The organism is Enterobacter sp. UPMP2060 (genome assembly GCF_053709655.1).
On the sequence record NZ_JBSKJQ010000011.1, the window covers coordinates 102,750 to 123,318 of the forward strand.

The 20,569-nt window shown below is 56.4% G+C and carries 17 protein-coding genes; 6 read left to right on the forward strand and 11 right to left on the reverse strand.

From position 1 onward, the window contains the following. Positions 1-101 precede the first annotated feature (101 nt). Entirely contained in the window at positions 102-728 is a 627-nt protein-coding gene (locus ACWKXN_RS18640) for a lysoplasmalogenase (RefSeq protein WP_029741976.1), read from the forward strand. 76 nt (positions 729-804) lie between these two features. Further along, positions 805-2,976 carry a Zn(II)/Cd(II)/Pb(II) translocating P-type ATPase ZntA gene (zntA, locus tag ACWKXN_RS18645; RefSeq protein WP_454544131.1) on the forward strand — a complete coding sequence of 724 codons (2,172 nt, stop codon included), beginning with the start codon at positions 805-807 and terminating at the stop codon, positions 2,974-2,976. Between the two features lie 87 nt (positions 2,977-3,063). Here zntA and ubiA read toward each other — a convergent pair whose 3' ends face one another. From ubiA to malK, 5 genes are all read right to left on the reverse strand, one after another. Further along, on the reverse strand, positions 3,064-3,933 hold the full coding sequence (gene ubiA, locus ACWKXN_RS18650) for a 4-hydroxybenzoate octaprenyltransferase (protein WP_029741974.1): 870 nt from the start codon (positions 3,931-3,933) through the stop codon (positions 3,064-3,066). Positions 3,934-3,945: 12 nt separating this feature from the next. Beyond that, the gene (gene ubiC / locus ACWKXN_RS18655) at positions 3,946-4,443 is read right to left on the reverse strand and encodes a chorismate lyase (protein WP_023334136.1); all 498 of its coding nucleotides are present in this window, start codon (positions 4,441-4,443) and stop codon (positions 3,946-3,948) included. Between the two features lie 180 nt (positions 4,444-4,623). Then, positions 4,624-5,574 carry a maltose operon protein MalM gene (gene malM / locus ACWKXN_RS18660; RefSeq protein ID WP_182383938.1) on the reverse strand — a complete coding sequence of 317 codons (951 nt, stop codon included), beginning with the start codon at positions 5,572-5,574 and terminating at the stop codon, positions 4,624-4,626. Between the two features lie 111 nt (positions 5,575-5,685). Beyond that, positions 5,686-7,011, reverse strand: coding sequence for a maltoporin (locus tag ACWKXN_RS18665; RefSeq protein ID WP_069303516.1), 1,326 nt, complete (start codon positions 7,009-7,011; stop codon positions 5,686-5,688). Positions 7,012-7,082: 71 nt separating this feature from the next. After that, positions 7,083-8,192 carry a maltose/maltodextrin ABC transporter ATP-binding protein MalK gene (gene malK / locus ACWKXN_RS18670; RefSeq protein WP_023310005.1) on the reverse strand — a complete coding sequence of 370 codons (1,110 nt, stop codon included), beginning with the start codon at positions 8,190-8,192 and terminating at the stop codon, positions 7,083-7,085. Positions 8,193-8,562: 370 nt separating this feature from the next. On the opposite strand from malK, the gene malE reads away from it, so the two are divergent. From malE to malG, 3 genes are all read left to right on the forward strand, one after another. Further along, on the forward strand, positions 8,563-9,753 hold the full coding sequence (gene malE, locus ACWKXN_RS18675; protein WP_454544132.1) for a maltose/maltodextrin ABC transporter substrate-binding protein MalE: 1,191 nt from the start codon (positions 8,563-8,565) through the stop codon (positions 9,751-9,753). Positions 9,754-9,877: 124 nt separating this feature from the next. Next, positions 9,878-11,422 (forward strand): maltose ABC transporter permease MalF, encoded by a 1,545-nt coding sequence (gene malF / locus ACWKXN_RS18680; RefSeq protein WP_029740622.1) that lies wholly within the window; start codon positions 9,878-9,880, stop codon positions 11,420-11,422. 14 nt (positions 11,423-11,436) lie between these two features. After that, positions 11,437-12,327 carry a maltose ABC transporter permease MalG gene (malG, locus tag ACWKXN_RS18685; protein ID WP_023310002.1) on the forward strand — a complete coding sequence of 297 codons (891 nt, stop codon included), beginning with the start codon at positions 11,437-11,439 and terminating at the stop codon, positions 12,325-12,327. A gap of 98 nt (positions 12,328-12,425) precedes the next feature. Here malG and psiE read toward each other — a convergent pair whose 3' ends face one another. From psiE to pgi, 6 genes are all read right to left on the reverse strand, one after another. Next, positions 12,426-12,836 carry a phosphate-starvation-inducible protein PsiE gene (psiE, locus tag ACWKXN_RS18690; protein ID WP_000202963.1) on the reverse strand — a complete coding sequence of 137 codons (411 nt, stop codon included), beginning with the start codon at positions 12,834-12,836 and terminating at the stop codon, positions 12,426-12,428. Positions 12,837-13,013: 177 nt separating this feature from the next. Beyond that, complete coding sequence (locus ACWKXN_RS18695) at positions 13,014-15,110, reverse strand: YjbH domain-containing protein (RefSeq protein WP_039264160.1); 2,097 nt, start codon at positions 15,108-15,110, stop codon at positions 13,014-13,016. Beyond that, positions 15,110-15,847, reverse strand: coding sequence for a capsule biosynthesis GfcC D2 domain-containing protein (locus ACWKXN_RS18700; protein ID WP_454544133.1), 738 nt, complete (start codon positions 15,845-15,847; stop codon positions 15,110-15,112). The genes ACWKXN_RS18695 and ACWKXN_RS18700 overlap by 1 nt, the downstream gene beginning before the upstream one ends. Next, positions 15,844-16,482 carry a YjbF family lipoprotein gene (locus ACWKXN_RS18705; protein WP_047059420.1) on the reverse strand — a complete coding sequence of 213 codons (639 nt, stop codon included), beginning with the start codon at positions 16,480-16,482 and terminating at the stop codon, positions 15,844-15,846. The genes ACWKXN_RS18700 and ACWKXN_RS18705 overlap by 4 nt, the downstream gene beginning before the upstream one ends. Positions 16,483-16,545: 63 nt before the next feature. Continuing rightward, on the reverse strand, positions 16,546-16,788 hold the full coding sequence (yjbE, locus tag ACWKXN_RS18710) for an exopolysaccharide production protein YjbE (protein ID WP_008503423.1): 243 nt from the start codon (positions 16,786-16,788) through the stop codon (positions 16,546-16,548). Positions 16,789-17,155: 367 nt separating this feature from the next. Next, positions 17,156-18,805, reverse strand: coding sequence for a glucose-6-phosphate isomerase (gene pgi / locus ACWKXN_RS18715; RefSeq protein ID WP_096151295.1), 1,650 nt, complete (start codon positions 18,803-18,805; stop codon positions 17,156-17,158). Positions 18,806-19,179: 374 nt separating this feature from the next. On the opposite strand from pgi, the gene lysC reads away from it, so the two are divergent. Then, a complete protein-coding gene (gene lysC, locus ACWKXN_RS18720) occupies positions 19,180-20,529 on the forward strand; it encodes a lysine-sensitive aspartokinase 3 (protein WP_023309996.1) in 1,350 nt (449 codons plus the stop codon). Positions 20,530-20,569: the final 40 nt, after the last annotated feature.

Here is a 20,569-nt window from a genome sequence, read left to right on the forward strand (position 1 = left end):
TCAGGATACCTTGCCTCCCCCGCCATTGCCAAACGCCCACCCGCGTCACTACACTGGATCAGAAACTGATTATTCAGACTTAACAGATACAGGGAGTTAATATGCTTTGGTCATTTATCGCTGTCTGTTTTTCCGCATGGCTTTATGTCGATGCGTCGTACCGCGGTCCCACCTGGCAGCGCTGGTTGTTTAAACCGGTCACGCTGTTGCTCCTGCTGCTGCTGGCCTGGCAAGCGCCGATGTTTAACGCCGTCAGCTATCTGGTGCTCGCCGGGCTGTGTGCATCCCTGATTGGCGATGCCTTAACCCTGCTGCCGCGCCAGCGCCTGCTGTACGCCGTTGGGGCGTTCTTCCTCTCCCATCTGCTTTATACCATCTACTTTGCCAGCCAGATGACGCTCTCCTTCTTCTGGCCGCTGCCGCTGGTGCTGCTGGTGATTGGCGCCCTGCTGATTGCGGTGATCTGGTCGCGTCTGGAAGAGATGCGTTTGCCGGTCTGTACGTTTATCGCCATGACGCTGGTGATGGTGTGGCTGGCGGGCGAACTGTGGTTCTTCCGTCCGACCGCTCCGGCGATGTCCGCGTTCTTCGGCGCCGCGCTGCTGCTGATCGGGAATGTCGTCTGGCTGGGCAGCCACTATCGCCGCCGCTTCCGGGCGGATAACGCGATAGCCTCCGCGTGTTACTTTGCCGGGCATTTCCTGATTGTGCGTTCGCTGTATATCTAAATAGCGCTTGACTCTGGAGTCGACTCCAGAGTGTATGCTGCGGTTAATGAGAAAATTATCATTGCCGGAGACTGCTATGTCGACTCCAGAAATACCTAAAAAAGTTCCTCAATTCTCGGCACTTAAGCTCAGCCCGGTGCCGTCGAAAGACGACTGCTGCTGCGAAGGCGCGTGCGAAACGCCAACTCAACCCCTTCCTGAAAGCGGCAACCGCTACAGCTGGGTCGTCAACGGCATGGACTGCGCGGCCTGCGCCCGCAAGGTGGAAAACGCCGTCAAGCAGGTGCCGGGCGTGAGTCACGTTCAGGTGCTGTTCGCCACCGAAAAGCTGCTGGTCAGCGCCGATAACGACGTCAGCAAGCAGGTTGAAGCCGCCGTCAGCCAGGCGGGCTATACCCTGCGCAGCGAAACGGCGCCCGTTGAAAAAGCCTCCTCCCTGAAAGAAAACCTGCCGCTCATTACCCTCATCATCATGATGGCCCTGAGCTGGGGGCTGGAGCAGATTAACCATCCATTCGGCAATCTGGCGTTTATCGCCACCACGCTGGTCGGCCTGTTCCCGATTGCCCGTCAGGCGCTGCGCCTGATGAAAAGCGGCAGCTGGTTTGCAATCGAAACGCTGATGAGCGTGGCGGCGATCGGCGCGCTGTTCATTGGCGCGACGGCAGAAGCGGCGATGGTGCTGCTGCTGTTCTTAATCGGCGAACGCCTTGAGGGCTGGGCGGCGAGCCGCGCGCGAAAAGGGGTCAGCGCGCTGATGGCGCTGAAGCCGGAAACCGCCACTCGCGTCATAAACGGCACGCGTGAAACGGTCGCCATCAATACGCTGCGCCCGGGCGACGTGATTGAGGTGGCCGCAGGGGGGCGTCTGCCCGCAGACGGCGCGCTGCTTACCGCCACCGCGAGCTTTGATGAAAGCGCCCTGACCGGGGAATCCATTCCGGTAGAGCGCGCCGCGGGTGAAAAAGTGCCTGCTGGCGCCACCAGCGTCGACCGTCTGGTGCAGCTCACCGTGCTTTCCGAGCCGGGCGACAGCGCCATCGACCGTATCCTTAAGCTGATTGAAGAGGCCGAAGAGCGCCGCGCGCCGGTCGAACGCTTTATCGATCGCTTCAGTCGGATTTATACCCCTGCCATCATGCTGGTTGCCCTGCTGGTCACCGTCGTCCCGCCGCTGTTCTTTGGCGCGCCGTGGGAGGGCTGGATTTATAAAGGGCTGACGCTGCTGCTGATTGGCTGCCCGTGCGCGCTGGTGATTTCCACCCCGGCGGCGATTACCTCAGGTCTGGCGGCGGCGGCGCGTCGCGGCGCGCTGATTAAGGGCGGCGCGGCGCTGGAACAGCTGAGCCAGGTTCAGCATATCGCCTTCGATAAAACCGGCACGCTGACCGTGGGTAAGCCGCAGGTAACCGGTGTCTATCCGCAGGACGTCAGTGAAGATGAGCTGCTTACACTGGCCGCCGCCGTTGAGCAGGGGTCCACTCACCCGCTGGCGCAGGCGATTGTGCGAGAAGCGCAGTCGCGCGGGCTGAACATCCCTCCGGCAACCGCCCAGCGGGCGCTGGTCGGGTCAGGGATTGAGGCCACCGTTGACGGTAAAAAGGTGCTGATTGTCGCGGCGGGCAAGTCTTCCAGTCCAGAGGTTGAGGCGTTAGAACAGACCGGACAAACCGTCGTGACCGTCCTGCAGGACGGCGTCGCGAAGGGAGTGCTGGCGCTGCGCGATACCCTGCGCGATGACGCCAAAGAAGCCGTAGCGGCGCTGCACAAGCTGGGCGTGCAGGGCGTTATTCTTACCGGTGATAACCCTCGCGCGGCGGCAGCGATTGCCAGTGAGCTGGGGCTGGAGTTTAAAGCCGGACTGTTGCCTGCGGATAAGGTCAGCGCCGTGACGGCGCTGAACGCCCGCGCGCCGCTGGCGATGGTCGGTGACGGGATTAACGATGCCCCGGCGATGAAAGCGTCCACCATCGGTATTGCAATGGGCAGTGGTACCGACGTGGCGCTGGAAACGGCTGACGCGGCATTGACGCACAACCGCCTGACCGGGCTGGCGCAGATGATTAGCCTGGCGCGCGCGACGCGGGCCAACATCCGTCAGAACATCGGCATTGCGCTCGGGCTGAAAGGAATTTTCCTCGTGACGACCCTGCTCGGCATGACCGGACTGTGGCTGGCGGTGCTGGCGGATACCGGAGCAACGGTGCTGGTGACGGCGAACGCGCTTCGGCTGCTGCGTCGCCGGTAAAAAAAGCCCGGTGGCGCTAACGCTTACCGGGCCTCCATGTCCTGCTAACTCGTAGGTCGGGTAAGGCGAAGCCGCCACCCGACTTTTTTATAAGAAATAGCTCATCGCCAGGCCTAAAAACAGCACCAGACCAACGTAGTTGTTGTTCATAAACGCTTTAAAACAGGCGTCACGCTCACGCTTCGCAATCAGCTTTTGCTGGTACGCAAACAGCAGTCCCGCCACCAGCACGGACCAGTAAAACTCCCAGTTCAGCCCGTTCAGGCGACCGATCGCAACCATCAGCGCCAGTACCGCGACCTGCAGGATACCGATAATCAGCTTGTCCTGACGACCAAAGAGGATGGCGGTGGATTTGATGCCAATTTTCAGGTCATCGTCGCGATCTACCATCGCGTATTGCGTGTCATACGCCACCGCCCAGAGAATGTTCGCCAGGAACATCAGCCAGCAGCTTAGCGGTAAGGACTCACTAACCGCCGCAAACGCCATCGGAATCGACCAGCCAAACGCCGCACCCAGCACCACCTGAGGCAGGTGGGTATAGCGCTTCATAAACGGATACACCCAGGCCAACGCCAGCGCCGCAACGGAAAGCAGAATGGTCATGGTGTTGAGGGTCAGCACCAGCATGAAAGAGAGCAGCACCAGAACAATGAACAGCACGCGGGCTTCTTTCCCGGTGACCTGCCCGCTGGGTAACGGACGTCCGGCAGTACGCTTAACATGACCGTCGAATTTACGATCGGCATAGTCATTCACCACGCAGCCCGCCGCGCGCATCAGCCAGACGCCGGCAACGAACACGGCCAGGATCCACAGCGGCGGCACGCCCGGCGTGGCGAGCCACAGCGCCCACAGGGTCGGCCACAGCAGCAGTAACGCGCCAATGGGTTTATCGGTACGCATTAAGCGGTGATACGCCAACAGCTTATTCTGCGTCAGGCTCCACTCCATTTTTTCTTCCTCTTAGTACAACGGTGATGCCGGTAAAAAAAGCTCCGTCAGAATTAACGGTTTACCGCTCAGGCGAAGGCGGGAACGACGCCCCCAGAGTTCGGCATCACGACCAATCTCAATAAAATCCCGGGTAAGCTCAGACGAGGTGAAAAGGTAACGCCCCAGCGGCGTTTTCCCCAGACGTTGCAGCGCGAGCTCTGGCCCGGAAAGGGTGGACTCGGGGACCACCGTCCGCCCGGCAAGCCACGGCTCACCATCAGCACAGAGTAAAATTTCGCGCAGCCAGTAGCGTGGCTCTTGCGGCAGCAGCGGCAGCTCGCTGGCGATCTCATCGCCCGAGACAAACCCTTCCTGAATCAGGGTCACCGTGACCGTTTTACCCTGTTGCTCAAAACGTTTCGTCATGGAATCTTCCAGCAACAACCAGTCCAGTTGCTGCGGATCAAGCGCAGGTATTTGGTCGAAATAGCGCAGCGCACGCAGTTGCGTTAGCGCAGGGTGTGACATGCCAGACTCTCCGATACATAACGTAATGGCATTGTATCGCAGAAACACGGATTGAGGGGGGCCAAACGTTATTTAACGATCACGATCGCAACATGGGCGCAACAGCCTGGCGGCTACGAAAAAAAGTGCGCCCACTCAGGCGCACCAAACTACTAACAAATCAGCACTGTGGGGAAACGGTTACCCCTTGCCTTTTACACTGCTGATAAAGGTGGAACGGGCAGTGGTTGAACCTAAACGTTCGGCTTCATCAAGCAGTTTCAGCGCTTTATCGACATCGCCGCGCTTCACCGCCTGCTTAATGGCGTTGTTGAAGTACTCTTCGGTGTCGTTCAGTACCGGCTCGGCTTTCTTCGCCGGGGCAGGCGCTGCAATAGCCGCAGCGGCCGTTGTCGGGGCCACATTAGCAGGTATAGGTGCAGCAGTGTTGCCAACGGTGACAGCAGCAGGGCCAGAGGATCCGAATAACGGACCGACCAGAATACTTGAGCTGGTGTTTGTTTGAACTTTGAGTTTCAGCGTACCGTTCGTTACGTGGCGTGCGACCGGATCAGGAATATCAGGAATAGCGTTACCCGCCCCCTGAGCATAGGATTTAGCCGGATCAATCATTTTGGTGGTGCGCTGCAGATCTTCGGGTGTAGTAAACGCGAGGATATAAATCTTTTGCTGGCCTAAAGCGGGTGTCAGTTTCATGACGCCCTCAAGGCGGTCAGCCGACATGACGCCAGGTTTCTGATAGGTAAAATAACTGCTTGGGAAAAAAGCTGAAGGCGACATGTTTTGATCAAGCACTAACACGTTTGGTGCAAATACAGATGGTGTTTTGTCGGCTTCACTGACCAGCGTTAACGTTAATTCACCCACATTCGCAGGGACACTCCATGCAGCAACCGGTCCTGAAATTCCCGGTACATTCAGGCTCTGGCCTGTATTACCCAGTTCGATGGTCTGGGTTTGTGCAACATTCACGGGGATCCAGTTCAGACTTTGCAGTGTGGTCGAGGGAATCGCAGGCGCAGCAGTCGTGTTCTGCGGAACGATATTGACATCAGCCAAGCTCACTGCTGGTAATGCAGCAAACATGCCCGCCGTCAGACAGAGTGCTAAGAGACTTTTTTTCATCGTTATGACCTCATTATTCGAAAGCATGGTAGCCAGGCAATAGCGCATACTTTCCGAGAAATGCATTATGAGTTAGAGGGGCCTAAGCCCCTCTTTTAAATACATTTACGTCTAAAATTACCACCAGATTTCCATCTGAGCACCGAAGGTCCACTCGTCGCTGTCACCACGGCTGGTCGTACCGAACGGGGTTACAGTGCTGTTGCTTGCAGCAGTGGAAGAGAAGTTACCCTCAGAGTCGGTCTTCACGTAGCCCCATTTTTCATCCCACTTGGCGTAGGTTGCGAACACGCGAATCGCCGGACGGGACCAGATGCTGTCCCCCGCCTGCCACTGTTGTGCCAGAGTGATTTTATACTGGTCGTTACGATCGCCGGTTTGCTGAGATTTGACGTTGTCGTAGCCCACTTCCAGCAAGGTGCTCATGATTGGCGTCCATTTGTACATTGGACGCACGCCCACGGTGTACCAGGTGGTACCTTGATTGTTGTCACGATCGATATCCTGATACATACCGACGTACATCAGGTCCCATTTATCCGCCAGCGTGATCGCACCGTGGTCGAGGATGCGGATCAGGCTGCCGTCATTATCAACAGAACCCCCACGCGCCTGACCTTTGCCCTGAGAAATCATGGAGTCAGTGGCGTATTGCACCACAAACTTGTTGAAGCCTTTCATCATGCTCTGGGTGTGTTCTGCAGTGAACATCCAGCCATCTTTCGATGCACCAGGCTGCAGGTAGTAATCGTCAGGAATGTTGGTATGACCGTAGTCAACACCCAGTTCCAGCGTACCGCCCGGGTTAATTTCCATACCGGCTAAACGCGCATCAAACACGTCGTTTGGCACTTTGTTGTTATAGGTACGCAGACCGGTATTCGGATCGCGATCGCCGAAAGCTGAGGAGCCACCGGATTCAGAAGAACGAGTTGCTGCGAGAGAGAGTTTACCGATACCGACGTCAACGTTTTCCAGACCAGCACCAGGACCAGAAATATCCCAGTAGTAGAAGTCGATCATGTGAACGTCGTGACGTTGGTAGAAACGCTTACCTGCCCAAATATTTGCCCCTGGCAGAGAATCAATCAGGTTTTTACCTACGACGTTAAACTCACGCACTGCTGGCGTGTTACTGTCTTCCCAGTCGTTAAGCTGAGCAGTTTTATAGGCGATGTTGGAGTCGAAATAGAAGCTCTTGTCCGCTTCTTTCCACACTTCCTGGCCTAATTTAACTTCCGCATAGGTTTCACATTCGTTACCAAGACGATATTTAGAATCCGCACCGGTGGTCTGGAAACATTGTTGTTCACCGCCACTCCCGGTCCAGCCAATGCCGGAACGAGCATAACCTTTAAAGTCCACGGCGCCTGCCTGGGCAGACAGGATGCCTGCCGCAACGGCGATTGCCAGAGGGACTTGTTTGCGCAGAGTAATCATCATTCTATCTCCTGAGATCATTGCTTTTCTTTGAACACTTCACCTGTCGGTTTCGTGTCTTCTTTTGGGATTGCTTAAACGCCTGGCTCTTTGTGCAACCGACGACATGCAGTGCCATCCTCACGGAACAGATGGCAACGCTCTGGCGGCAAGCCGATAGCGAATGTGGCACCCTCTTCTACCAACACCACGTCGTTCTGGCGGTAGACCAGGTTCTGACGGATGGCGGGGATCTGGATATGAATCTGTGTTTCGTGACCAAGCTGTTCGACGACCTGAACGTCACCTTCCAGGGTCACATCAGCGATGTGGCTCGGCAGCAGGTGCTCAGGACGAATACCGAGGGACATGTTTGCCCCGACCTGTACGTTGGCGCTGTCGACCGGCAGCCAGACCTGCTGGCGGTTTGGCAGCTCCACCTGTACCTGTTCAATGGCTGTCGCGGTCACTTTGACGGGCAGGAAGTTCATCTTTGGCGAGCCAATAAAGCCCGCAACAAAGCGGTCTGCCGGGTAGTGATACAGCTCCAGCGGTTTACCCACCTGCGCCACGCGGCCGGCATCCAGCACCACGATTTTGTCGGCGAGGGTCATCGCTTCCACCTGATCGTGGGTGACGTAAATCATCGTGCGGCCAAGACGCTTGTGCAGACGGGAGATTTCAATACGCATCTGGACGCGCAGGGCGGCATCCAGGTTAGAAAGAGGTTCATCGAGCAGGAACACGCGCGGTTCGGCCACCAGCGTACGGCCAATCGCCACACGCTGACGCTGACCACCGGAAAGCGCTTTTGGTTTACGCTCCAGCAGGTGGGCCAGCTGTAACACTTCCGCCACCTGCGTCACGCGCTGGTTAATGACCTCTTTCTTCGCGCCGGCCAGCTTCAGGCCGAAGGACATATTTTCGGCAACGGAAAGGTGTGGATAGAGTGCATAAGACTGGAACACCATACCTACGCCACGTTCGGCAGGCGGGATGTCGTTCATTCGGGTATCACCAATCAGCAGGTCGCCGCTGGTAATCGTTTCAAGACCGGCAATCATACGCAGCAGAGTAGATTTACCACAGCCTGATGGGCCAACAAACACCACGAATTCGCCTTCGTTGATGTCCAGATTGATGTCTTTCGACACCACAACGTCACCCCAGGCTTTCGTTACATTACGCAGCTGTACGCTCGCCATGCCCTTCTCCCTTCGTTACAACCTGTCACCGACAGAAACATTCAAGATAAGTTCACTATGGGGTATTCATTACTTTCCCGAATCCTCCACCCCCCGCCTTTTTTATGGGGGAGGAGGCGGGAGGATGAGGGAGCAGGCTCTGCGACCGCCGTGGGCGGGCTGAGGCAAAATTCGTGAAGCCGCCTGCAAAATTCGGTGGGTTTTTATGTGCGCCAGCACTCATAACTTAAATTTATGCAACGGAGATCACACAAACGGGGGGTGGGGCGTAGGGGTTGGGAGGATGGAAAGAGGATGTCAAATAAGGAGACTGAGACACGTTGAACCACTGAAGTCATACCACGAGACATCACCAAAAAGGATGGCAGCTATGAATATCAAGACTGGCGCACGCGTTTTCGCATTGTCCGCCCTCGCAGCAATGATGATTTCCGCACCGGCGCTCGCCAAAATTGAAGAAGGCAAACTGGTTATCTGGATTAACGGCGACAAGGGCTATAACGGCCTGGCCGAAGTGGGCAAAAAATTCGAAAAAGATACCGGCATCAAAGTTACCGTAGAACACCCGGACAAGCTGGAAGAGAAGTTCCCGCAGGTTGCAGCAACCGGCGACGGCCCGGACATTATTTTCTGGGCGCATGACCGTTTCGGGGGTTACGCGCAGTCTGGTCTGCTGGCTGAAGTGACGCCAGATAAAGCCTTCCAGGACAAACTGTTCCCGTTCACCTGGGATGCCGTTCGCTATAACGGAAAGCTGATCGCTTACCCTATCGCGGTTGAAGCCCTGTCTCTGATTTACAACAAAGACCTGGTACCAAACCCGCCGAAAACCTGGGAAGAGATCCCGAAACTGGATAAAGAGCTGAAGGCGAAAGGTAAATCCGCGCTGATGTTCAACCTGCAAGAGCCGTACTTCACCTGGCCGCTGATTGCTGCCGACGGCGGTTACGCGTTCAAGTTTGAAAACGGCAAGTATGACGTGAAAAACGTGGGCGTGGACAACGCTGGCGCGAAAGCGGGTCTGACCTTCCTGGTGGATCTGATCAAGAACAAACACATGAACGCGGATACCGATTACTCCATCGCGGAAGCGGCGTTCAACAAAGGCGAAACCGCGATGACCATCAACGGTCCGTGGGCCTGGACCAACATCGACAAGAGCAAAGTCAACTACGGCGTGACCCTGCTGCCAACCTTCAAAGGCAAGCAGTCTAAACCGTTCGTTGGCGTGCTGAGCGCGGGCATCAACGCTGCCAGCCCGAACAAAGAGCTGGCGAAAGAGTTCCTGGAAAACTACCTGCTGACCGATCAGGGTCTGGATGAAGTGAACAAGGACAAACCGCTGGGCGCCGTCGCGCTGAAATCCTTCCAGGATCAGCTGGCGAAAGATCCACGTATCGCGGCCACCATGGATAACGCCCAGAAAGGCGAAATCATGCCGAACATCCCACAGATGGCTGCGTTCTGGTACGCCACGCGTACCGCGGTCATTAACGCTGCAAGCGGTCGTCAGACTGTCGATGCCGCGCTGAAAGATGCTCAGGGTCGTATTACTAAGTAATGACGTAGTCCCCTCTCCCTTTGGGAGAGGGTTAGGGTGAGGGTTGGCGCTATCCGCACGCCCTCACCCCGGCCCTCTCCCCCGGAGAGGGAGAAAAGATCAAACGTTGTAGAGGAAAAACCCCATGGATGTCATTAAAAAGAAACGCTGGTGGCAAAGCGACGCGCTGAAGTGGTCAGCGATCGGTCTGCTGTGTCTGCTGGTGGGTTACCTTGTTGTTTTAATGTACGTACAAGGGGAATATCTGTTTGCCATCATGACGCTGATTTTAAGCTCTGCTGGCCTGTATATTTTCGCTAATCGTAAAGCCTACGCCTGGCGCTATGTTTATCCGGGCGTGGCCGGGATGGGGCTGTTTGTCCTGTTCCCGCTGATTTGTACCATCGCCATTGCGTTTACCAACTACAGCAGCACCAACCAGCTTGCGCAGGAACGCGCGCAGCAGGTCCTGCTGGATCGCTCATATCAGGCAGGCAAGACATTTAACTTCGGCCTCTATCCTGCCGGTAACGAGTGGAAGTTAGCGCTTACTGACGAAGCAAGCAGCAAATACTATGTCTCCGACGCGTTCAAATTTGGCGGCGAGCAGAAGCTGGCCTTAAAAGAGGCACAGGCCCTGCCGGAAGGTGAACGCGCCAACCTGCGCGTCATTACCCAGAACCGTCAGGCGCTGACCCAGCTCACCGCCGTGCTGCCAGACGAAAGCAAGGTGACCATGAGCTCGCTGCGCCAGTTCTCCGGCACGCAGCCGCTGTATACCCTGGCGGACGACGGCACGCTGACCAACAACCAGAGCGGCGTGAAATATCGTCCGAATAACGACATTGGTTTCTATCAGTCCATTACTGCCGACGGCAAATGGGGTGATGACAAGCTCAGCCCGGGCTATACCGTCACCATCGGCTGGGACAACTTTACCCGCGTGTTTACCGATGAAGGCATTCAGAAACCGTTCTTCGCCATCTTCGTCTGGACGGTGGTCTTCTCGGTGCTGACGGTGATCCTGACCGTGGCCGTGGGCATGGTGCTGGCCTGTCTGGTCCAGTGGGAATCCCTGAAAGGCAAAGCGATTTACCGCGTGCTGCTGATCCTGCCGTATGCCGTACCGTCGTTTATCTCGATTCTGATTTTCAAAGGGCTGTTTAACCAGAGCTTCGGTGAAATCAACATGATGCTGAGCGCCCTGTTCGGCATCAAACCGGCCTGGTTCAGCGACCCGACCACCGCTCGCTCGATGATTATCATCGTGAACACCTGGCTCGGTTATCCGTACATGATGATCCTGTGCATGGGCCTGCTGAAGGCTATCCCGGACGATCTGTACGAAGCCTCGGCGATGGACGGCGCTGGCCCGTTCCAGAACTTCTTTAAAATTACGCTGCCGCTGCTCATTAAGCCGCTGACGCCGCTGATGATTGCCAGCTTCGCCTTTAACTTTAACAACTTCGTGCTGATTCAGCTGTTGACCAACGGCGGCCCGGACCGCCTTGGCACCACGACGCCAGCAGGCTATACCGACCTGCTCGTGAGCTACACCTACCGTATCGCCTTCGAAGGCGGCGGCGGCCAGGACTTCGGTCTGGCGGCAGCGATTGCCACCCTGATCTTCCTGCTGGTAGGCGCTCTGGCGATTGTGAACCTGAAAGCCACACGTATGAAATTTGATTAAGGAGGGCATCAATCATGGCAATGGTACAACCCAAATCTCAGAAGTTGCGCCTCCTGGCGACGCACTTAGGCCTGCTGATTTTCATCGCGGCGATCATGTTCCCGCTGCTGATGGTTATCGCCATCTCCCTGCGTTCGGGTAACTTCGCGACAGGGAGCCTGATCCCGGACGAAATCTCCTGGGAGCACTGGAAGCTCGCGCTGGGCTTCAGCGTGGAACACGCGGATGGCCGCGTCACGCCGCCGCCGTTCCCGGTCCTGCTGTGGCTGTGGAACTCGGTGAAAATCGCAGGCATTACCGCCATTGGTATCGTGGCGCTTTCCACCACCTGTGCTTATGCCTTCGCCCGCATGCGTTTCCCGGGCAAAGCGACGCTGCTGAAAGGGATGCTGATTTTCCAGATGTTCCCGGCCGTACTGTCGCTGGTGGCGTTGTATGCCCTGTTTGACCGTCTGGGCCAGTACGTACCGTTTATCGGCCTGAACACCCACGGCGGCGTGATCTTCGCCTATCTTGGCGGTATCGCACTGCATGTGTGGACCATCAAAGGCTATTTCGAAACTATCGACGGCTCGCTGGAAGAAGCGGCCGCGCTGGATGGCGCAACCCCGTGGCAGGCGTTCCGCCTGGTGCTGCTGCCGCTGTCGGTGCCGATTCTGGCGGTAGTGTTTATCCTGTCGTTTATCGCTGCGATCACCGAAGTACCGGTTGCCTCACTGTTACTGCGTGATGTGAACAGCTACACCCTGGCCGTAGGTATGCAGCAATACCTCAACCCGCAAAACTACCTGTGGGGCGACTTTGCCGCGGCGGCCGTACTTTCCGCCATCCCGATTACCGTGGTGTTCCTGCTGGCGCAGCGCTGGCTGGTCAACGGCCTGACGGCGGGCGGTGTGAAAGGTTAAGTTTCATTTTGTTATGCCACTGCAACCCTCAACTTTAGACGTATTGTATTGACCCAACTTGTGACTGTTGTTAGGCGCTCTTCGGAGCGCCATTTTTTTTATTCGCGTTTCAGCCGCTTCGAGTTGCACAGCCAGAGGGTGATCACCAGCAGCAGGATCGCCGCCGAGTAGATCAGCACGTCGAGCGGGGACTTATGATCGACGATGATCAGCCGCACTATCGCAGTGATCCCAATGTAGACAAAATAACGCAGCGGGAAGTGAAAGCCGGACTGAAAGTACTTCACAATCAGGGCGATAAATTCAAAGTAGAGAAAGTAGACCACCAGGCCTTCCACCAGCGCATATTTGCTGGTTTGTTCAGGGGCGAACAGTACATCCGCAAGATGCACCGTCTCTTTACCCAAAAAGACGACCAGTATCAGGCCAAGGCTCAACAGACCGAGGTTCAGCACGGTCTGGAGGATAGTTGAGATAAACTCAACGCGCGGGCGAGTCAGGGATGTCATACAGCACCTCATTCTCCAGGGCGAGGTTCCTGTATAACGCAAAAATGTGACGGGGATCTATATTTTTTGTTTATGTTTTGTCCGCATGAGTATTCTTGCCGGGCGGCACTGCGTTTGCCCGGCCTACAAAAACACTAACGTAGGCCGGTAAGCGCAGCGCCACCGGGCAAAGAAGCATCAGCGGAAGTTAATGTTCTTATCGCTCGTCATGTCATACAGCTGGAACTTACGTCCAAGCTGCTGACCCCCGTCACGCGTCAGCGGCGTCCAGCCCACTGCCGCACGGCTGCGGGTTGGGCCTGACGAGAACAGATCCAGCGGGATCGACACGTAGACCCCTTTGGTGAAGTCCCCTTCCCCGTACTCGTCCGGCGAAACGTTGGTGATAGTGGCGTAGCCACCCACCACGACGCCGCTGTCGAAGTGTTTAGAGATATCGAGCGTGCCGCCCTTATCGCCCGCCAGGTACTGGCCGACGCTGGCTTTCACCAGCACGTCAGGTGCGAACGACGGCGTCCAGTAAGCGGTCAGATGGCCCGTTTTGACGCTGTAGTCGGTGAATTTCATCATGTCCTGCGCGCTGCGCCAGTCACGCTGTTTGACGTAGTTGGCATCCACCCCGAACGCCCAGTTGCTGTCGACAGGACGATAAAGCACTTCCGCCCCCGCGCCGCCGTACATGGTTTCCAGATACCCGCCGTACACCTGGCCGTAGAAGCCGTTGCCGAAGTACTGGAAGTAGTTGGCCTGCAGGTTATTCACGTAGGCATCGTTTTGTACGTACTCACGCACGCGGGTACGCACGCGCGGCAGCGCCGAGTCTTTTGGCGGGTTGGTGTAGTTGAACTTGTCGTAGTTATTGGCGATGTTGCCGAACAGGCTGCCGGTGGTCAGCAGGTGGTCGGTGAGCCACAGATCCGCCGTCGCCATGACGCCCAGCTGATACATGTAGAAGTTTTCAGGCCCGCCCACGGACTGGTTCAGCACCGGATCGATATGGAAATCGAAGCGCGATTTGTCGATATACCAGCCCTGCTCGGTGGTTTCCGGCACGATAGGCTCTACGCGTTTTTGCACCAGCTCGGTTTCATGCCCGAGCGGCTCACCTTCCAGATGGCGCTTGAGGCTGGCAACATCCGTTTCGGTTGTGACCTGCGGCAGGTTGAGACGGTTCTCCGTCACGCGGATCGTGCGGATCCCCTCCGGCAGATCGTTCATAACGATCCGGTTGGCGCGTTCGATCCCTTCGCGCGAGTCGCGGTATTTCACCTGCTCGCCGGTCACGTACAGCGTATCGCCTTTCACCTGAATTTTCGGATCCGCCAGGCCGGCATTGTATTTCAGCAGCGTCAGCTGGTTTGCCACCACGGAGTGCTGCAGAATAGCATCCTGCGGCTCCGGCTGGTATGCAGGGCGCGCGTTATCATTGTAGTGCGGCCGCATGTCGTTAAAGTTGGTGCGCAGCGTGAAGCCAAACATCACCGTATTGCCGCGCTCGTAGCTGAGGTTAACGTCGGCCCAGTCGGTGACGCGATAAATGGCGCCGACGTTAAACTTGCTCTTCTGCTCAATCTTTCCGGCGAAGTCCTGCGAGTAGTCATTCCCTTCATATTCCAGCTTCAGGCGTAATGGCTGCCAGGGCGTTTGATACTCCACGCCGCCAAACAGCGACGCCGGACCGTGGAACATCTGGTCTCCGTTGATGGAGCCCGCTTTCTTATAGCTGTTATCGCGGTAGCAGTATTTATCGCTGTAGGAGCAAAACGGGTTTTTCACGTTGCCGCTGGTGCCGAGATAGCCCCATCCCAGACCGAGCGAGAAGTCGAACGGCCCCCAGGCTTTACTGGCCACGATGTATTCCGCATCAAACAGACCGGTACCACCGATATCTTTGGCGCCCACGGACACCTGCGGCATCCAGTAGCTCTCTTCCCACAGGCGCAGCTTGACGTCGAAGGCTTTATCTTTGTAAGTCTGATCGCCGGAGAACGCCTCTACGCTGCTGTACTGTTTCGTACGCACGTCGGTATAGCGCAGCGTGGTTTCAAGCCACGGGAACAGCTGCACCGACGCCGAATAGTAGCGATACTGGTCGTTATCACGGTAGTTAAGGCTAATTTCGCCTTCGCGCGCCATCCGCGCGGTGGGCGTTTGCAGTAAACCGACGCCGCCGAAGTCTGACTGAGACGGGCCAATGGGTGCCGGATACGTTTCTGCATGGCAGGCGGCACTCACGCAGAGCGCCAGCATGCTGTAGAGATAGGTTCTTTTCATTATTCCGGTATCCGCTGAATCAGGGAGTGAAGGATATCGGCGTTAAGCCCGTCATACGCCTTCGTCCAGAAATGGTCGGCAAAACCGACAAAAATGATGCTGCCCGGCATAGGTTCGATATGCCGTTTATTCCAGTAAGCGACGGGGGCTTTTTGTGTGTGCCCGTCTGGGTAAACCACCCAGGCGTAGCTGTTATCGGCACCGCTCAGCAGGCTCTGCTCGTCGAGGTAGCTCGCCACGTCACGACCGGGCGTGAAGGGCTTTTTACCCGGGCTGCTGATAAGCCCCATTACGGTCACCGTCGTCGGCTTCTCCGGCAGCCAGAGCGTATACTCCCCTTCAAGCGTGGGGTTGCCCTTTTCCGTGACGCGCACTTCGTCGGGATCCAGGTTCAAGTTCTGACGGCCCGTCACCTTCAGCGCCTGCAGCTGCTGGCGAACGCTGTTAATCGCCGCCGCGTCGTCGCCATCTTCCTGCTCCGCTAATCCCGTCAGCCTGGCAAGAAGCGCCTTGTGCTGTTGTTCCGCTTCAGCGGTCTTCTGCCGTTCAGCGATCACTGCCCCCGACCACCAGCTGTTGGCGAGCCTTGGCTGTCCGACGAGATCGAGCAGATGCTCAGCGTGGGTTAAGGTTTTGGGTTTTTCACTGTCCGGCGTGTAGACCTTCACCGTCCCTGCGGACCATGCCAGCGGCGCGGCAAGGCTGGCGAGAAGCGCAACGTGGATGAGCGTTTTCATGATTTCGCCGCCTTGATCAGGGTGGTTTTCACCGGGAAGAATCCGGCACCGAGATACTGCAGGGACTGGCGGATCTGCCCTTCCTCGTCGATCCAGAAGCGGTTGTGCCAGGTGGCCTGGTCGGTGGTGACTTCTTCATCCAGCACGCGAACCTGCGTTTCGTCGCTGCCGACTTTTACGCTGTCCGTGCCGTCCCAGCGGAAGGTCGAGCGTGCCGTGGCGTAACGCACCTGCTTATGTTCGGTCCAGCCCATCGTGCGCGTCCAGCTTGCGCCGTCGGCGATCTGGTTCGGCTTGATCAGCGGATCGGCAGCGATGTTATTCACCTCCAGCAGGTTGTCGCCGCCCAACAGGGTTTTCACGATACGACCATGCTGCGTCACGATGGTGGCCTGATCCTGCGTCACCCATTTCTGCTGCCCGTTTTCATCGAAAGCGAGCACCACAAACAGCTGCGGGCCATCGTTTAGCTGCATGTACTGACTGGCATAGGGCATGTTTTGAAGTTCGTCATCGGTCAAATGCACGCCCGGTGTGCCGAACATGCTTTCCCACAGTGAGTTTCCCAGCCCTTTGGTGGTGGCCGAGCACGCCTGCAGCAGCAGGCAAATCAGAATGATTGCAGGTCGCTTCACGACTCTTCTCCGAAGGGGCGAAATAACCACACCGAAGTGTGGTTATGATTAAAACACCCGCTATTACTGGGTGCTGGTTGTCGTGGTGGTCGTGGTTCCGGTATTGGAGCCATCACCGCCACCGGTTGCCGCCAGCGCGACACCCACGGCTGAACTTACGGTGCTGGCGCTGGCTGCGGTAGAACTTCCCGCAGACGCAGACGTCGCAGCCGAACCTGCCGCTTCCCCGACCTGAACCGGAGCTGCATAGACAGATGTCGCCGCAAGCGCAGATATGGCAAAAATGCCATACAGTACTTTCTTCATAACAATTTCCCTTCAATGAATGAATGGAGATTTGCCCGAAAAGAATTTCAGGCGGAATCGAGTATACACAACTACTGCCGTGGGTTTGCCGTAAGGGGAAATAGGGATGGAGTTTTCGGACTAATGGTTAAAATGGAAATGAAAGACAAATAAAATAAATATATAACTGCTATAAATCAATAACTTATAATATGAGCATATTAATGAACCACTACGTATTTTCTTAAAATAAACCGCAGCAATTAACGGGTTAAGCGTCTTTTTCGGATTAAACTCAGATTCAGAATTTGAGTTAACTAACAGACATCAGGAATTATCCGATAAAAAAATGCCGGCATTAAGCCGGCACGTTTTCATGACGTTTTAATTACGCACGCCAGGCTTTATAACGGTTGATCAAACCATTTGTCGAGCTGTCATGGCTGGCAATCGCTTTATCGTCACCCAGCTCTGGCAGAATACGGTTTGCCAGCTGTTTGCCCAGCTCAACGCCCCACTGGTCAAAGGTGAAGATGTTCAGGATGGCGCCCTGCGTGAAGATCTTGTGCTCGTACAGGGCAATCAGCGCGCCCAGGCTGAACGGCGTAATTTCGCGCAGCAGGATGGAGTTGGTTGGGCGGTTGCCTTCGAACACTTTGAATGGCACCACGTGGTCCAGAGTTGCCGGATCTTTACCCTGGTCACGGTATTCCTGTTCAACCACTTCGCGGGATTTACCGAACGCCAGCGCTTCGGTCTGCGCAAAGAAGTTGGACAGCAGCTTCGGATGGTGGTCGGACAGCGGGTTATGGGTGATAGCCGGGGCGATGAAATCGCACGGTACCATTTTGGTGCCCTGGTGAATCAGCTGGTAGAAGGCATGCTGGCCGTTGGTGCCCGGCTCGCCCCAGATGATTGGGCCAGTCTGGTAATCCACCGCGTTGCCGTTACGGTCAACGTACTTACCGTTGGATTCCATGTTGCCCTGCTGGAAGTAAGCAGCAAAGCGGTGCATGTACTGGTCGTACGGCAGGATCGCTTCGGTTTCAGCGCCGAAGAAGTTGTTGTACCAGATACCGATCAGCGCCAGCAGCACCGGCAGGTTTTTCTCTGGTGCGGTGGTGGAGAAGTGTTTGTCCATCGCGTGCGCGCCGGAGAGCAGCTCGACGAAGTTGTCGAAGCCCACGGACAGGATGATAGACAGACCGATCGCAGACCACAGGGAGTAGCGGCCGCCAACCCAGTCCCAGAACTCGAACATGTTCGCGGTATCAATGCCGAACTCGCTGACCGCTTTGCCGTTGGTAGACAGCGCCGCGAAGTGTTTCGCCACGTGCTTGTTGTCACCCGCGGTTTTCAGGAACCAGTCGCGCGCGCTGTGGGCGTTGGTCATGGTTTCCTGAGTGGTGAAGGTTTTGGACGCAACCAGGAACAGGGTCGTTTCCGGGTTCACGTTCTTCAGCACTTCGGCGATGTGGGTACCATCGACGTTAGACACAAAGTGCATATTGAGGTGGTTTTTGTACGGGCGCAGCGCTTCGGTCACCATGAACGGGCCGAGGTCAGAACCGCCGATACCGATGTTCACCACGTCGGTGATCGCTTTGCCGGTGTAGCCTTTCCAGCTACCGGAGATGATCGCTTCGGAGAAGGCTTTCATCTTTTCCAGCACCGCGTTCACTTCCGGCATGACGTCTTTGCCGTCAACGATGATTGGCGTATTGCTACGGTTACGCAGGGCCACGTGCAGCACGGCACGGTCTTCGGTACGGTTGATCTTCTCGCCGGAGAACATGGATTTGATGGCGTCGGCAAGCTCAGTCTCTTTCGCCAGATCCTGCAGTTTTGCCAGCGTTTCTTCGGTAATGCGGTTTTTGGAGAAATCCACCAGCATCAGGTCGTCGAAGGTCGCGGAGAACTTAGAGAAACGATCGGCATCTTTCGCGAACAGATCCGCGATGGTGACGTCTTTCATTTCATCAAAATGTTTCTGGAGTGCCTGCCAGGCAGCGGTCTGCGTTGGGTTGATGTTTTTCATTAGCAATACTCTTCTGATTTGAGAATTGTGACTGCGGTCGATTGTAGCGCCTGCAAATAAAAATTGTGATGGTTTTTATGCCATTGCCCTGGCCTGCATCAAACACAGGTGAAAAGACCCGAAAAGTATAGCTGCTGAAGCGCCCTCCCGGGGCGGCGAAATGTCGGTCAAAAAGCCCTAAAACGGAGCATAAAATCTGGCGCTGTTATAAGTCCTGTTTCTCAGGGGTACCCCCCCATAAAAAATCCGCATAATCCCAGCATTGACAGGACCTCCCCCGCATTTTATTTATAGGGCCGTATTTTGCGCCTGCACCTGTTTTCGTTTCACTCTTGTGCCAAGGTCGCTTATTCATTCCCTGACACGAGGTTGTTATGACGAGTTTTGTGGTCGCCAAATTTGGCGGCACCAGTGTGGCCGATTACGATGCCATGAACCGCAGCGCCGATGTGGTGCTGGCCGATCCGAATACCCGCCTGGTGGTGCTCTCAGCATCCGCCGGCGTGACGAACCTGCTGGTTTCTCTGTCTGAAGGACTGGAAGCGACAGAACGTTTCGTGAAGCTGGATGCACTGCGCAAAATTCAGTTCGACATCCTTGAACGTCTGCAGAACCCGAACGTCATCCGCGAGGAAGTGGAACGTCTGCTGGAAAATATCACCACTCTGGCAGAAGCGGCGTCTCTGGCTACCTCCACCGCCCTGACCGACGAACTGGTCAGCCACGGTGAGCTGATGTCCACCCTGCTGTTTGTTGAAATCATGCGCGAGCGTAACGTTCAGGCGCAGTGGTTTGACGTGCGTAAAGTGATGCGTACGAGCGATCGCTTTGGCCGCGCCGAGCCGGACGTTGAGGCGCTGGCGGAGCTGACCAATCAGCAGCTGGCACCACGCCTGGCAGACGGTATCGTGATTACCCAGGGCTTTATCGGCAGTGAAGCGAAAGGCCGCACCACCACGCTTGGCCGCGGCGGCAGCGACTACACCGCCGCGCTGCTGGGCGAAGCCCTGCATGCAACGCGCGTGGATATCTGGACGGATGTTCCGGGCATTTACACCACCGACCCGCGCGTCGTTTCTGCGGCTAAACGTATTGATGTGATCGCCTTTGAAGAAGCGGCTGAAATGGCCACCTTCGGTGCGAAAGTGCTGCACCCGGCAACGCTGCTGCCGGCCGTACGCAGCGATATTCCGGTCTTCGTCGGCTCCAGCAAAGATCCGAAAGCGGGCGGGACGCTGGTCTGCAAAAAAACGGAAAACCCACCGCTGTTCCGCGCCCTGGCCCTGCGCCGTCGCCAGACGCTGGTGACGCTCCACAGCCACAATATGCTTCATTCACGCGGTTTCCTGGCGGAAGTGTTTGGCATTCTGGCGCGCCACAATATCTCGGTGGATCTGATCACCACCTCTGAAGTGAGCATTGCGCTTACGCTGGACACCACCGGCTCGACCTCCACCGGCGACACGCTGCTGACGCAGTCGCTGCTGATTGAGCTGTCTGAGCTGTGCCGCGTGGAAGTAGAAGAAGACCTGGCGCTGGTTGCCATCATCGGCAACAAGCTGTCGCGCGCCTGCGGCGTGGGTAAAGAGGTGTTCGGCGTGCTCGACCCGTTCAGCATCCGCATGATCTGCTACGGCGCATCCAGCTACAACCTGTGCTTCCTGGTGCCTGCCGATCAGGCCGAGCAGGTCGTGCAGAAACTTCATCAGAATTTGTTTGAATAAAATTCGTTAGCAGGATAAACAATACCTATAAGCCGGGCAC